This window comes from Cereibacter sphaeroides 2.4.1, from assembly GCF_000012905.2.
Lineage (GTDB): Bacteria > Pseudomonadota > Alphaproteobacteria > Rhodobacterales > Rhodobacteraceae > Cereibacter_A > Cereibacter_A sphaeroides.
On record NC_007493.2, the window covers coordinates 1,457,121 to 1,472,049 of the forward strand.

11 protein-coding genes and 1 pseudogene are annotated in these 14,929 nt (G+C 68.6%); 3 read left to right on the plus strand and 9 right to left on the minus strand.

Features of this window, described 5'->3' with window-relative positions; genetic code table 11:
* Positions 1 to 71 precede the first annotated feature (71 nt).
* A complete protein-coding gene (locus RSP_RS07100; RefSeq protein ID WP_011337756.1) occupies positions 72 to 587 on the minus strand; it encodes a hypothetical protein in 516 nt (171 codons plus the stop codon).
* A gap of 143 nt (positions 588 to 730) precedes the next feature.
* Here RSP_RS07100 and hemB point away from each other — a divergent pair, with 143 nt between their 5' ends.
* Entirely contained in the window at positions 731 to 1,735 is a 1,005-nt protein-coding gene (gene hemB, locus RSP_RS07105) for a porphobilinogen synthase (RefSeq protein WP_002719957.1), read from the plus strand.
* A gap of 126 nt (positions 1,736 to 1,861) precedes the next feature.
* Positions 1,862 to 2,419, plus strand: a complete 558-nt coding sequence (locus RSP_RS07110) for a lipid-binding SYLF domain-containing protein (protein WP_002719958.1) — start codon at positions 1,862 to 1,864, stop codon at positions 2,417 to 2,419.
* Positions 2,420 to 2,616: 197 nt separating this feature from the next.
* Here RSP_RS07110 and RSP_RS07115 read toward each other — a convergent pair whose 3' ends face one another.
* Positions 2,617 to 3,483 (minus strand): NAD(P)-dependent oxidoreductase, encoded by an 867-nt coding sequence (locus RSP_RS07115; RefSeq protein WP_017140207.1) that lies wholly within the window; start codon positions 3,481 to 3,483, stop codon positions 2,617 to 2,619.
* A gap of 76 nt (positions 3,484 to 3,559) precedes the next feature.
* Here RSP_RS07115 and RSP_RS07120 point away from each other — a divergent pair, with 76 nt between their 5' ends.
* A complete protein-coding gene (locus RSP_RS07120; protein WP_011337759.1) occupies positions 3,560 to 6,031 on the plus strand; it encodes a penicillin acylase family protein in 2,472 nt (823 codons plus the stop codon).
* 126 nt (positions 6,032 to 6,157) lie between these two features.
* Here the strand turns inward: RSP_RS07120 and RSP_RS22420 are convergent.
* The 7 genes and pseudogenes from RSP_RS22420 to RSP_RS07155 all read right to left on the minus strand — a co-directional run.
* Positions 6,158 to 6,265, minus strand: a pseudogene (locus RSP_RS22420) (ABC transporter permease); the annotation flags it as partial.
* A 227-nt stretch (positions 6,266 to 6,492) separates the two neighbouring features.
* Positions 6,493 to 7,836, minus strand: coding sequence for a GTPase HflX (gene hflX, locus RSP_RS07130; protein WP_017140208.1), 1,344 nt, complete (start codon positions 7,834 to 7,836; stop codon positions 6,493 to 6,495).
* A gap of 1 nt (position 7,837) precedes the next feature.
* Complete coding sequence (gene hfq, locus RSP_RS07135; RefSeq protein WP_002719962.1) at positions 7,838 to 8,071, minus strand: RNA chaperone Hfq; 234 nt, start codon at positions 8,069 to 8,071, stop codon at positions 7,838 to 7,840.
* Between the two features lie 157 nt (positions 8,072 to 8,228).
* Positions 8,229 to 9,740, minus strand: coding sequence for a potassium transporter TrkG (locus tag RSP_RS07140; protein ID WP_002719963.1), 1,512 nt, complete (start codon positions 9,738 to 9,740; stop codon positions 8,229 to 8,231).
* A 1-nt stretch (position 9,741) separates the two neighbouring features.
* Complete coding sequence (trkA, locus tag RSP_RS07145; RefSeq protein WP_002719964.1) at positions 9,742 to 11,118, minus strand: Trk system potassium transporter TrkA; 1,377 nt, start codon at positions 11,116 to 11,118, stop codon at positions 9,742 to 9,744.
* Between the two features lie 54 nt (positions 11,119 to 11,172).
* The gene (gene ntrX / locus RSP_RS07150; protein ID WP_002719965.1) at positions 11,173 to 12,603 is read right to left on the minus strand and encodes a nitrogen assimilation response regulator NtrX; all 1,431 of its coding nucleotides are present in this window, start codon (positions 12,601 to 12,603) and stop codon (positions 11,173 to 11,175) included.
* Complete coding sequence (locus RSP_RS07155) at positions 12,600 to 14,861, minus strand: sensor histidine kinase NtrY-like (RefSeq protein WP_017140209.1); 2,262 nt, start codon at positions 14,859 to 14,861, stop codon at positions 12,600 to 12,602. Before RSP_RS07155 ends, ntrX begins: the two co-directional genes overlap by 4 nt.
* Positions 14,862 to 14,929 lie beyond the last annotated feature (68 nt).

Sequence of the window (14,929 nt, forward strand, 5' to 3'; positions counted from 1 at the left end):
TCACTTAACAGGGCGCGCCGCCGCGTCAACGGCCTGCGTGCTGCGTTGCTGCACGGCGGCTCCCGGGGCCGTCAGAGCGCGCCGATGCGCAGGTTCTGATACATCCCCCAGAGGGCAGTGAAGAAGATCGCGACCACCCCCAGCCCCTGCACCTGCCGCCGATGCCAGGAGAGCGCGTGGTAAAGGTCCGGCCCCGCCAGATCCTCGATCCGGAGCGCGGTGCGGTGGCTCATGCCGGCCACGAGCATCATGGGAAAGCCGAGGCAGAACAGCGCCTGCGCGAATTCGAGCCCGTAGCGGAAGCCGAGGATCCCCAGCGCGGTCAGCAGGAACGAGGCCAGTGCCACGACCCAGAGACCCGCGGCCTCGCCGATGTGGCGGAGGCGGCCTGCATAGATGCAGGCCAGCTGATGGACATCCTCGCCCGCGCGCCCACCCTGCCGGCGCGCCCGCTGCACCAGATCCCAGGGCACGCCCATCACCCAGTGGCTCGCGGTCGACCACATCACCGCCAGCGCGATCCAGAACCAGAGGTTCGAGAAGGAACGGAAATCGATCACCTCGGAAATACGGACGTAGAAATCCACCTGCGGCCTGCCCTCCTGCCCGGACGATCCTGCATACCGCCCTTGCGGCATTCGTACCCTTGAGATGGGGGTCTTTCCATGGCAGGCACAAGGAAATTTCCAAGCACGGGCACCGCGTGCCCGTGACGTTCCCGAGGACAGCCATGCGCCCGATCCAAGCCGCCTATCCCCATGCCCGCTTCCGCCGCACCCGCCGCACCGACGCGCTGCGCCGGCTCACGCAGGAATATACGCTGACCACGGGCGATCTGATCTGGCCGCTGTTCGTGCGTGACGGGGAGAATATCGAAGAGCCGATCCACTCCATGCCGGGCGTCGTGCGCCGCTCGGTCGACCGGATCGTGGCCGCGGCCGAAGAAGCCGCAAGCCTAGGCATCCCGGCGGTCTGCCTCTTTCCCTACACCGATCCGTCCTTGAAGACCGAGCTCTGCGAGGAGGCCTGGAACCCCTGCAACCTCGCCAACCGGGCGATCCGCGCCATCAAGGCCGCGGTGCCCGAGCTGGCCGTCATGACCGATGTGGCGCTCGATCCCTACAATGCCAACGGCCATGACGGGCTGGTGCGCGACGGGATCATCCTGAACGACGAGACGGTCGAGGCGCTGGTCCGGATGGCGCTGGCGCAGGCCGAGGCGGGCGCGGACATCCTCGGGCCGTCGGACATGATGGACGGCCGCATCGGCGCAATGCGGACCGCGCTCGAGGCGGCGGGCCACAAGGATGTGGCGATCCTCTCCTATTCGGCGAAATATGCCTCGGCCTTCTACGGCCCGTTCCGCGATGCAGTGGGCGCCTCGGGCGCGCTCAAGGGCGACAAGAAGACCTACCAGATGGATCCCGGCAACTCGGACGAGGCGCTGCGGCTGATCGAGCGCGACCTGCGCGAGGGCGCTGACATGGTGATGGTGAAGCCCGGGATGCCCTATCTCGACATCTGCCGGCGGGTGAAGGACGCTTTCGGCGTGCCGACCTACGCCTATCAGGTCTCGGGCGAATATGCGATGATCCGGGGCGCGGCCGACCGCGGCTGGATCAAGGGCGAGGCCGCGATGATGGAGAGCCTGCTCTGCTTCAAGCGCGCGGGCTGCGACGGCATCCTCACCTATTTCGCCCCCGAGGCGGCACGGCTTCTGAACGGCATGGGCTGACGCATCGGCACCGGGCTGCCGCGGCCGGGACGCTTCGGGCTGACAAAGGGCGAAGAACGCGATATAAGTGTCCGTCAGGGGACGAAGATCCCCGCCCCAGGGACTTGAGGCGGAATGAGGGTTTCCATGGCTGATTATTCGAGACGGGCTTTTCTCGGCACCGCCGGCGCGGCGCTGGCGCTCGTGGCAGGCTGTGCCAACGGCGTCGGCAACAACAATGCGGCGGTGATCGATGCGCGGGTGGATGCCACGCGCGACTATCTCTTCAATCGCTACCCCGGCACGCGCGACCTCGCCCGCGATGCCAGGGGCGTGCTCTACATGCCGCTCGTGACCGAGGCGGGCTTCGGCGTGGGCGGCGCCTACGGCCGCGGCGCGCTCCGCATCAACGACATCACGGTGGACTATTACTCGGCCACCCGCGCCACCATCGGCTTCCAGATCGGCGCGCAGCAATATGCCCATGCGCTCTTCTTCATGACCGAGCAGGCGCTGGCCGACTTCCGCGCCGGCACCGGCTGGGCGGTGGGCGCGGACGTGCGCTACGCCACGCCCGATCAGGGCGCGAGCCTCGGCAAGGAAACGACCGAGATCCAGCCCGTCGTGGCGCTGGTCTTCGGCCAGTCCGGCCTGATCGCCGGAGCGACGCTGGGCGGCGTGAAATATTCGCGCATCATCCCCTGAACGGGCCATCTTTCGCGATCCGGGCCCCGGGAGCCGCTCCCGGGGCCCTTTCCATGTGCGCCTGCCGGGCCTTGGGGCGCCAAGGGAGCCGGTCCGCGCGGTCGTCGCCCTTGCGGGAGCAGAGGAAGGACCGCCCGACGCAGCGGCAAAGGCGCAGGCGCCGGGGGCTTTCCCTTTGCGGATCGCGGGCGGCAGCCTCAGCGCGTGAGGCGCTTGATGAGCGCGGAGGTGTCCCAGCGCCCGCCGCCCATCTGCTGGACCTCCTTGTAGAACTGGTCCACGAGCGCCGTTACCGGCAGGCTTGCCCCCACCTCGTCGGCGGTCCGGAGGCAGATGCCCAGATCCTTGCGCATCCAGTCCACCGCAAATCCGTAGTCGAACTTGCCGTCGAGCATCGAGCCATGCCGGTTCGCCATCTGCCAGCTGCCCGCGGCGCCCTGGCTGATGACCTCGACCACGGCCTTGCCGTCCATGCCCGCCTTCTCGCCGAAGGCCAGCGCCTCGGCCAGCCCCTGCACCAGCCCCGCGATGCAGATCTGGTTCATCATCTTGGCGATCTGGCCCGAGCCGCTCTCGCCGAGCCTGCGGCAGACCCGGGCATAGGCCGCCATCACCGGCTCGGCCGCGGCATAATGCGCCTCCGAGCCGCCGCACATGATCGACAGGACGCCGTTCTCGGCCCCCGCCTGCCCGCCCGAGACCGGCGCATCGACGAAGCCCAGACCGAGCCCGTCCGCCTCGGCCGCAAGCTCGCGCGTGACCTGCGCCGAGACGGTGGTGTGGTCGACGAAGATCGCGCCCCGCTCCATGCCCGCGAAAGCGCCGCTCTCGCCGCGGCAGATCGAGCGCAGATCGTCGTCGTTGCCCACGCAGGCCATCACGAATGCGGCACCCTCGGCGGCCTCGGCCGGCGTGGCGGCCGCGCGTCCGCCATGCTGCGCGGCCCAGGCCTCGGCCTTGGCGGGGCTGCGATTGTAGACCGTCACCTCGTGCCCCTTGGCCGCGAGATGCCCCGCCATCGGGAAGCCCATGACCCCCAGTCCCAGAAATGCCAACTTGGCCATGATCTTCCTCCCGATTGCCGTCATGTCACGGATCGACTAGGAACCATTCCGACCTCTCGCGTCAAGGACGGGCCCCATGATCGTCGTCTTCCGCTGGCTCCTGCGCATCTTCACCGGCCTCGTGGTGCTCGCGCTCGTGGCCACGCTGATCGGCTACTATTTCCTGTCGCGCTCGCTGCCCGACTATAACGAGAGCTTCCGCATCGAGGGCCTCTCGGGCCCGGTCGAGATCGTGCGCAACGATGCCAACGTGCCCCATATCTTCGGCAAGACCGACGAGGATGTCTATTTCGCGCTGGGCTTCGCCCATGCGCAGGACCGGCTCTGGCAGATGGTCACGATGCGGCGCACGGCGCAGGGGCGGCTGTCGGAAGTGTTCGGCGAGCGGACGCTGAAGATCGACGAGCTCATGCGCCGCTACGACCTCTACGGGCTCGCCCAGAGCTCTGTCGAGGCGCAGGATCCCGAGACGCGCGCGGCGCTCGAGGCCTATGCCCGCGGCGTCAACGCCTGGATCGCGGAGGTGAATGCCGACGCCCGCGGGCGGGGGGCGCCGGAGTTCTTCCTCTTCTCGAACGAGATCGCGGTCTGGCGCCCGGCCGACAGCATCGCGCTCATCAAGCTGATGGCGCTTCAGCTCTCGTCGCACCTGCAATCCGAGGTGCTGCGGGCCCGGGCCTCGCTGCTCTTGCCCGACGCAAGGGTGGCGGACCTCCTGCCCGATGTGCCGGGGGCGGGCGTGATCGCCCTGCCGTCCTACGCGAGCCTCGTGCCGGGACCTTTCCCGGCGCTGCGCAAGGCCGAGCATGTCGAGGATCCGCTCTCGCCCTTCCACACGAAGAGCCTTTCCGGCGCCTCGAACGCCTGGGCCGCGGCCCCCTCGCGCTCGGCTGCGGGCGGATCGCTTCTGGCCAACGACCCGCATCTGGGCTTCACCGCCCCCTCGATCTGGTATCTGGCCCGGCTGCAGCTTTCCTTGGGAGGCGTGATCGGCGCGACCCTGCCCGGCGTGCCCGCAGTGCTCCTCGGCCGGTCGAACCGGCTCGGCTGGGCCCTGACCTCGGCCTACCTCGACGATCAGGACATCCATATCGAGGAGGTGAACCCCGAGAACCACGAGGAATATCGCACGCCCGACGGCTGGAAGCGGTTCGAGACCCGCCGCTCGATCATCAAGGTGAAGGACGCGCGCCCGATCACCATCACCCTGCGCTGGACCGACAACGGCCCCGTCCTGCCGGGCACCCACTACGATCTCGCCGCCATCACGCCCCCCGGCCATGTGGCCTCGCTGTCCTGGACGGCACTCTCCCCCGCGGACACGTCGATGAGCGCGGCCGTTCGGCTGATGAAGGCCGCGAGCATCGACGAGGCGATCGAGGCGGGGCGCCTCTTCGTGGCGCCGGCGCAGAACCTCATGCTCGCGGACACGCAGGGGGTGGCGCTGCAGACCGTGGGGGCGATGCCCCGCCGCGATCCCGCGCACCAGTCGAAGGGGCGGATGCCCTCGCCCGGCTGGATCGCCGGGAACCGCTGGCAGGGCACCTTCCCCTATGAGGAGAACCCGCGTGTTGTGACCCCCGAGACGGGCATCCTCGGCAATACCAACAACAAGACGGTGGATCGCCCCTTCCCGCTCCATGTCTCTTTCGACTGGGGCGACACGCAGCGCATCCAGCGCTGGCTCGCGCTGATGAAGAGCCGCGAGGTCCATACCCGCGAGAGCTTCATCGAAGCGCAGCTCGACACGGTCTCGCCCACGGCGCGGAACCTCCTGCCGCTCGTGGCGGCGGATCTGTGGTTCACCGGCGAGGCCGCGCCCGAGGGCACGCCCGAACGGCTGCGGCAGCGGGCGCTGGCGCTGCTTGCGGAATGGAACGGCGAGATGAACGAGCATCTGCCCGAACCGCTGATCTACATGGCCTGGATGCGGGCGCTGCAGGACCGGCTGATCCGCGACGAGCTGGGCCCGCTCGCCGACGAGTTCGACCATCTGCAGCCCGATTTCGTCGAGCGCGTCTACCGCAACACGGGCGGCGCCTCGGTCTGGTGCGACATCATCCAGTCCGCCGCCACCGAGAGCTGCACCGACATCGCGCGCATGGCGCTCGACGATGCGCTGGTGCGGCTGACCGAGGACTGGGGCCCGAATGTCGAAAGCTGGCGCTGGGGCGATGCGCATCAGGCCACCCACGACCACCCGACGCTGGGTCAGGTGCCGGTGCTGCGCTATTTTGTGAACATCCGCCAATCCACCTCGGGCGGCGACCAGACGCTGATGCGGGGCGTGACGCGCGGCACGGGGCCCAACCCCGACGAGAATGTGGCGGGCGCGGGCTATCGCGGCGTCTATGATTTCGCCGACCCGGATTCGTCGGTCTTCATCACCTCGACCGGCCAGTCGGGTCACCCGCTCTCGCGCTTCTACGACAATCTGGGCGAGCTCTGGCGGCGGGGAGAATATATTCCGATGTCGCTCGACCCCGGCCTCGCCCGGGCAGCCGCCGTGGGCATCACCCATCTCGAGCCCGCCGCCGCGGCCGACTGACGGCCGCGCCCCCCGAAGACGGCTGCGGCCGACAGCCATCGCCGCCTGCCTGCCTCGCGACCGCGCACAGACGAAGGACAAGCCGTCCGCCGAATGGCTCCCCCGTGCGCCGTTCGCGGTCCGAAGATAGAAGAAGAAGAGACCCGTGGCGGTGATGATGATCGGCACGATCATGGGCGAGATCAGGATCGCCATGATCGCGCGCCGGCAGGGCATCTCCGGGCGCGGGCTCCCCACACCGCCGACCCGTTCCTGCCCACGCGCAGAACAGCTCCTTCACTCTGCCCAAATATCCTCGGGGGGAGACCGGCCGCAGGGCCGGGCCCCGGGGGGCAGACAGCCCCCCGCCTTCGCGGCAGAAGCTCAAGCACAGGACCGTCCGTCCCGGCGGCGCCACCGCAGAGGGCAAGGAGCCTCGCCGAAGAGCTCCGGCCGGCAGGGTTGCTGCCGCTCCCGGCCCCTCACAGGTCGCGGAAGCGCTTCTCCTGCCGGGCGGTCCAGCGGACGTCGATCCGGTGGCCCTCCTCCGTCTCCGCCTCGCCCGTCACCACCCCTTCGGCATGAAGCCAGGCGCGGCGGCGGCCATCGGCGAAGCCCAAGGTCAGCTGGCGCTCGGTCTTCTCCTCGTCGAACGTGGCCGAGACCGCCTCAAGGAGGTCCGGCAGCCCCTCGCCGGTCAATGCCGAAAGCGCGAAGATCGTCTCGGACTTCGCGGCCTGCGCCAGAAGCTGCTCGTGCGCCGCCCCCTCCACGAGGTCGAGCTTGTTCCAGACTTCGACTTGCGGCGTCGCCCCCTTTACGCCCAGGCTCTGCAGGATCTCGGCCACGTCGGCCGCCTGCTCGGCGGTCTCGGGATGGGCGATGTCGCGCACATGGAGGATCAGGTCGGCCTCGAGCACCTCCTCGAGCGTGGCGCGGAAGGCCGCGACCAGCTGGGTCGGCAGGTCCGAGATGAAGCCCACCGTGTCGCTCAGGATCACCTTGCGCCCCGAGGGCAGCGTGACGCCGCGCATCGTGGGATCGAGCGTGGCGAAGAGCATGTCCTTGGCCAGCACGTCCGCCCCGGTCATGCGGTTGAAGAGCGTCGATTTCCCCGCGTTGGTGTACCCCACCAGCGCCACGATCGGAAACGGCACCTTGCGCCGCGAGGCCCGGTGCAACTCGCGCGTCTTCACCACCTTGTCGAGCTGGCGGCGGATCCGGATCACCTGCTCGTCGATGGCGCGGCGGTCGGCCTCGATCTGCGTCTCGCCGGGGCCGCCCACGAAGCCGAGGCCGCCCCTCTGGCGTTCGAGGTGGGTCCAGGCCCGCACGAGCCGGGTGCGTTGATAGGAGAGCGCGGCGAGTTCCACCTGAAGCACGCCCTCGCGGGTGCGGGCGCGGTCGGCGAAGATCTCGAGGATGAGCCCGGTCCGGTCGAGAAGCTTCACCCCCCATTCCTTCTCGAGATTGCGCTGCTGCACCGGCGAGACCGGCCCGTCGACCAGCACGAGGCCCACATCGAGCCCCTTGAAGCGCGCCTTCAACTCTTCGACCTTGCCGGTTCCGAACAGAAGGCCCGGCTGGGCGCGCGGCAGGCGCACCACCTCCTGTCCCACGATCTCCATGTCGGGCAGCGCTGCCGCCAGCGACACGGCCTCGGCCAGACGCAGGTCGGGCAGCCGGCGCGAGCGCTCGGTGCGGATGTCGGGATGGAGCACGAAGGCGCGCATCGGCTGCGACTTCGTCGCACCGTCGGAGGCCGCCTGGCTCTCCCTGTCACCCTCGTTCCGGGGCTCCTCCTCCCCTTCCTCGGGATCGGTCAAATCAGTCGTCGCCCTCGTAGAGATTGATCGGTTGCCCGGGCATGATGGTCGAGATCGCGTGCTTGTAGACCAGCTGCGACTGTCCGTCCCGACGCAGCAGGACGCAGAAATTGTCGAACCAGGTAATCACGCCCTGCAGTTTTACACCGTTAATGAGAAAAATCGTAACCGGAACCTTGGCCTTCCTGACATGGTTCAGAAAGGCGTCCTGCAAGTTTTGTTTATCGGCAGCCATCCGTTATCTTGCCTTTATGGTTGAGACGCTTCCGTCTTTCCTCGTTCCCCCCGGCTGCAATCCGACGGTCGGAATCGAGTATGGGCAGGAGTTGCGGGAGATTCCAGCCCCAATAACAGATCGTTAGTCTTGTGCGGCAGGCCTGCCGCTTTTCCGCTCAGCGCCGCCAGCTCGCCGGGGCCAGAAGGGCGAGGATCGCGAGTGTTTCCATACGCCCAACGATCATGGCCGCGCCCGCGATGACCTTGGCCGCGGGACCGAGCTCGGACCATCGGATCGGCGTCTCGACCGCCAGATCGGCCAGAGGCCCGGTGGTGGTCAGGGCCGCGATCCCGAGCACCATCGCGCGCTCGAAGCCGAGCCCCGCGAGGCTCAGCGCCGCCGTCACCACGGCAATCGAGAAGGCGAAGAGCATGAAGAAGATCCAGGCCATGTAGGCCCCTTCGCGGCGCAACCGGCGCGCGACGACGCCCTGTCCGCCGATCGAGCTCGGATGCACGATTCGCTCGAGCTCGCGCTCGGCGTGGCGGTAGAGCGCATAGACCCGCAGGAGCTTGACGCCCCCGGCCGTGGTGGCCACCCCGCCGCCCACGATGGCGAGGCCGAGGAGGATTAGGCCCGGCGTGCCGAGACCCGACCACGAGCGCGAGGCGACCCAGTCGCGGGATTCGTAGCCCGTGGTGGTCAGGAACGAGAGCGTGGTGAAGAGCCCGCCCCACATGGCGCGGGCGGCGGCGGCGATGTTCTGGGTCTCCTCGGTCTCGATGGCGCCGATCCAGTGGCGCAGGAACAGCACCACCGGCACGCCGATCAGGAAGAAGAAGGCCATCATCACCTCGGGATCGCGCTGGATGGGCGTGTCGCGGTAGACCATCGAGGTGCCGGGCATCAGCCGTCGCGTCACGGCGAGGAAGAGGAAGAGGAAGATCAGGAACTCGCCCCGGAACCCGGCCTCTCCCGCCGTCATCGTCTCGAGCGGAGAGATCCCGCTGGTCGAGAGCGTCCCCATCGCGTGACAGAGGCCCACGAGGCCGGTTTCTCCGGCCAGAAGCAGGAGCCCCCAGAGCGCGAGCGTGAGCCCGCCATAGGCCGGAAAGAGCGCGAGCGACTGGCGCACCAGCCGTTCGGTCGGATCGGCGATGCGGGTGATCTGGCTCGCCTGCTCGCGGCCCGGAACATGGCCCGAGATGACCTCCATCCCGCCGAGGCTCAGCGGCGCGAGCACCGCCATCGCGGCCGTCAGCACGAAGAAGCCGCCGAGCCAGCCCACCAGAGCGCGCCACAGATGCACCGAGGGCGGCAGCCGCCCCGGCGTGTCGTAGAGCGTGGCGCCGGTCGTGGTGAAGGAGGACAGCATCTCGAACCAGGCGTTCGTGAAGCTCGTGTCCGGGACTGCCATCTGGAACGGCAGCGCCAGCATCGGCGGCAGGATGAGGTAGGCGCCCACCAAAGTCGACAGGTGCGCCCGCGCCGCCCGGGGCGGAGGCCGGTTCTGCGTCGCGATGGCGATCATCGCGATCAGGATCAGCAGGAACGTGCCCGCATAGAAGAAGGCGCGGGCCACCTCGTGCTGGCGCAGGGCTACGGCATGGGCTGCAGGCACATACATGGCCGCGGCGCCGCCCGCCATCAGCACGACGATTAGGGGGACCGAGCGCACGCGCCTCATGTCAGAAGAAGTCGATCGAGACCTGCAGGAGGCGCTCGACCTCCGGCACGTCCGCCGTCATGCAGAAGAGCGCGATCACATCGCCGTCGTCCACGCGCAGGTCTCCGGTGGGCTTCAGCACCCGGTCGCCCTTCATCACAGCGCCGACGAGCACGCCCTCGGGGAAGTCGATGTCGCGGATGTGACGCCCGGCCAGCGGCGAGGTCGAAAGCACCTGCGCCTCGATCACCTCCGCCTCGGCGTCGCCGATGGAATAGATCGCCCGCACCCGGCCATGGCGGACATGGCGCAGGATCGAGGAGACGGTGGTGGCGCGCGGGTTGATGTAGGCGTCGATGTCGAGCGCCTGCATGATCGGCAGCAGCGTCGGGTCGTTTACCAGAACGATGGCCATCGGGCAGCCGGCCTGCTTGGCGCGGATCGCGGCGAGGATGTTCGTCTTGTCGTCGTCGGTCACGGCCAGCACCGCGTCGGCCCGGTCGATGTTGGCCTCGGCCAGAAGGTCCATGTCGAGCCCGTCGCCGTTCAGCACGATGGTCCGCTCGAGCCCGTCGGCCGCCACTTCGGCCTTGGCCCGGTTGCGCTCGATCACCTTGACCCGCACCCGGTCGGCCCGCGCCTCGAGCGCCTTGGCCACCGCAAGCCCCACGTTGCCGCCGCCGATGACGATGATCCGCTCCTGCTTGCGCGAGGATTTCCCGAAGATGTCCAGCGTGCGCACCACATCGTCGGAATGGACGAAGACATAGACCTCGTCGGCGGCGAAGAGCTGGTCGCCCGGCTCGGGCACGAAGAGCCGCCCCTCGCGCCGCACGCCCACCACGATGGCGCGGAGGCTGGTGAAAAGCTCGTTGAGCTGCCGGAGCGGCGTGTTCAGCACCGGGCAGTCCTCGTCGAGCGCGATGCCCAGAAGCTGCGCCTTGCCCTCCATGAAGCTCTCGGTGTCGAAGGTCGAGGGCGCGGCGAGGCGCTGGAGCGCGGCCTCGGCCACTTCCTTCTCGGGCGAGATCACCACGTCGATGGGCAGGTGGTCACGCCGGTAGAGGTCGGAATAGATCGCGTCGAGGTAGCTCTGCGCCCGCAGCCGCGCGATCTTGCGCGTGATGCCGAAGATCGAATGGGCCACCTGACAGGTGACCATGTTGACCTCGTCGGAATGGGTGGCGGCGATGATCATGTCGGCATCGCGCGCGCCGGCCTTCTCGAGCACGTCGGGATAGGAGGCGAAGCCCACCACGCCCTGCACGTCGAGCGTGTCGGTCGCACGGCGCACGAGGTCGGCGTTCATGTCGACCACGGTCACGTCGTTCCGCTCTCCCGAAAGGTGACGCGCGATCTGCCAGCCGACCTGGCCTCCGCCGCAGATGATCACCTTCATGTCACGGACTCCGGCTTGTCAGGGCCTTCTGCTTCGCAGAACGGTCCGCCCGGGTCAATCCGGCGCCCCGAGCGGCTCCTCCTCGTCCTCGTAATCGTCCTCGATTCGGGCAAGCCGGCTGCCTCCCTTCGCGGTGGTCACCACGCCCAGCGACTTCAGCTTGCGGTGCAGGGCCGAGCGTTCCATCCCGACAAAGGCCGCCGTGCGGCTGATGTTCCCGCCGAAGCGGTTGATCTGGGTGAGAAGATATTCGCGCTCGAAGAGCTCGCGTGCCTCTCGAAGCGGGAGCGTGGCGAGCGCCCCGCCGAGGATCAGCCGCCCCTCCTCGCCCGGGCCCTCGTTGCCCGGCAGCTCGCGCGCCTCGATGGGGCCCGATCCGTCGCCGAGGATCAGCACCCGCTCGATCACGTTGCGCAGCTGGCGCACGTTGCCCGGCCACGGCATCGTCTGGAGCATTGCCTCGGCCTCGGAGGTGAGGCTGCGCAGCGGCAGGCCCTGACTGCGGTGGAACATCTCGATGAAGTGCCGGGCCAGCATCGGAATATCCTCGCGCCGGTCGGTCAGCGCCGGCACCTCGATCGGCACCACGTTCAGCCGGTCGTAAAGTTCCTGCCGGAAGCGGCCCGCGGCGATCTCGGTGCGCAGGTCGCGCGTCGTCGAAGAGATCACCCGCAGGTCGACCCGCACCTTGTCGGTGCCGCCCTGCCGGGTGAATTGCTGTTCGGTCAGCACGCGCAGGATCTTCGACTGGGTGCCGAGCGGCATGTCCGCCACCTCGTCGAAATAGACGATGCCGCCGTGCGCCTGCTCGAGCAGCCCCTGCTCGATCCCGCGCTCGGCCGTCTCGCGGCCGAAGAGGACCTCCTCCATCCGGTCGGGCTCGACGGTGGCCGAGGAGACCGAGATGAAGGGCGCCCCTGCCCGGCCCGAATTGGCGTGGATGAAGCGCGCGGCCAGCTCTTTCCCGGCGCCCGCGGGCCCTGAGAGCATGACGCGCCCGTTCGACTTGGTGACCTTCTCGAGCTGCGACTTCAGCAGCCGGTAGGCGGTCGAGCCGCCCAGCATCTCGGCCGCCGAGACGTCGCGCCGGCGCAGCTCGCTGTTCTCGCGCCGCAGACGCGCCGTCTCCATCGCGCGCTGGACCACCACCATGAGCTGGTCGATGTTGAAGGGCTTCTCGATGAAGTCGTAGGCGCCCTGCTTGATCGCCGCCACCGCGATCTCGATGTTGCCGTGCCCCGAGATGATGACCACCGGCACGTCGGGATTGTCGCGCTTGGTGCGCTTCAGGATGTCGATCCCGTCCATCCGGCTGTCCTTGAGCCAGATGTCGAGGATCATCAGCGCCGGCGGCTCGGCATTCACCGCCGCCATGCACTCGTCGGAATTGGCGGCGAGGCGGATCTGGAAGCCCTCGTCGCGCAGGATGTCCCCGATCAGCTCGCGGATGTCGCGCTCGTCATCGACGATCAGAATGCTGCTCATGTGTCCTCCGGTCTCGCCTCGCCGGTCTTCGCGGCCCGCGCCCGGCTGCGCAGGATGCGGGGCAGCCGGATCTCGGCCATGGCCCCGCGGTGGCCGTCATGGGTGAAGGGGTCGGCATCGCTGAGCGTCAGGATGCCGCCATGTTCCTCGATGATCTTCTTCACGATGGGCAGGCCGAGGCCGGTGCCCTTCTCACGCGTGGTGACATAGGGTTCGAAGAGCCGCGTCCGGTCGGGCGGAAGCCCCGTGCCATTGTCGGCGATGCGCAGCAGCGCCTGATCCTCGTTGACCGTAAGCGAGACGCGGATCTCGGGTTCGAACCCCTGACCTTCCGCCTCGCGGCGGGCCTCGATCGCCTCGCCCGCGTTCTTCATCAGGTTGGTCAAGGCCTGCCCGATCATGGTCGTGTCGATGTCGATGGGCCAGGGATCCGACGGCAGCCGCGCCTCGATCCGCACCTCGGGCTGGCCCGCCTCCTGCAGCACCACCGCGTCGCGGACGAGCTTCACGAGATCCGCCTCGCGCCGGTCGGGCTCGGGCATCCGGGCGAATTTCGAGAATTCGTCCACGATACGGCGCAGATCGTTGGTCTGGCGGATGATGACATCGGAATATTGGTCGAGATCGCCCGCCTGCTCGCCCACGAGCGGGCGGAACTTGCGCTTGATCCGCTCGGCCGAGAGCTGGATCGGCGTCAGCGGGTTCTTGATCTCATGCGCGATGCGCCGCGCCACGTCGCCCCAGGCGGCCATCCGCTGCGCCGAGACGAGGTCGGTCACGTCGTCGAAGGCCACCACATAGCCTTCGAGCCGGCCGCTCTCGTTGCGCCGCGGGCTCATGCGGACGAGAAGGCTCTCCATCCGGCCCTTGCGGATCAGGCGGATCTCCTCCTGCACGGCCGCCCCCGTCTCGCGCAGCCGCGCGAAGAGGGCCGCGAACTCCGGCACGGCGGTGGACAGGGACATGTTGCCCGCCTGCGGCAGTTCGAGCAGCCGCTGGGCGGCGCGGTTGATGAAATCGACCTGCCCCACCGCGTCGAGCCCGATCACCCCCGCCGTGACCGAGGAGAGCACCGAGTCGAACAGCCGCCGCCGCCGCTCGGTCTGGCGGTTGTTGTCCATCAGCGCGTCGCGCTGGCCCTTCAGCTGCCGGGTCATCTGGTTGAAGAGCCGGCCCAGCATCGCGATCTCGTCGTCGCCCTCCTCCTCGGGCACCTGCACGTCGAGATCGCCCGCACCCACGCGCTGCGCAGCCCCTGCGAGCCGCCCCACGGGGCGCGACAGCCGCTCGGCGAACCAGAACCCCAGCCAGACGGCGGCAAGGATCAGGATCAGCGCGAAGCCGAGGTAGAGCAGCCCGAACTCGAACAGCATCCGCCCGCGCTCGGCTTCCAGCTGATGATAGAGCACCACCGTCTCGCGCGTATCGTCGAGCAGGCTCAGGATCGAGCCGTCCACCGTGCGCGAGACATAGAGGAAGCGGTCGGGGAAGGCCGTGAGATGGACGAGGGCGCGGAATTCGTTGTTGGCCCAGTCCTGGATCAGGACCGTCTGGCCCGCGCGCGCCCGCTCGATGTCGGTGGCATCGGGCTGCTCGAAATCGAAGAGATAGCTGCGTTCGCCCCGGGTGCGGAGCACGCCGCTGCCATCGATCAGGAAGGCCTCGCGCAGGCCGCGCTGGATCTTCTCCTGTCCCTGCGTGAGAAGCGGCCGCAGCTGGTCGTCGCGCAGGAAGAAGGTCGATTGCTTGGCCACGTTGAGATAGGCCGCCAGCGCCTCGGCATCCTCGATCAGATCGCGGCGGTGCTCTTCCTGATAGGCCTCGGCTGCCTCGAGCGAGGCCCCCACCACCTGCCGCACCCGCTCAGAGAACCAGCCCTCCAGACCCACGTTCACCGTGAGCATCGCGAAGACCGCGACGAGGATGGTGGGCACGAGCGCGAGCCCCGCGAAGGTGCCCACCAGCCGCAGATGCAGCCGCGAGCCCGCCGACTGGCTGCGCCGGTCCGAGACCATGCGGGCGATCCGCGCGATCACCAGCGCCGCCACCGCGAGGACGTAGACCAGATCGGCCAGCAGCACGAATCGCAGCGAGGGCGAATTCGCCCCCTGATTCATCGGCCCCAATGCAAGGAAGGTCGCCAGCGCCAGCACCGGCCCCAGCAGGACGAGGCCGAAGGCCATCGCCGTCTGGAATCGCCGCTGCCTGCGCAGGCGCGCGAGCTTGATCCAGGTGTTGCTGCGCACAGCAGTCCGCACGGATAGCCTGTCCCGCCTCTCGGGGGGCGGTTGGGCCGCCCTCCCCATTTCAGGCGCCGACCGGGACT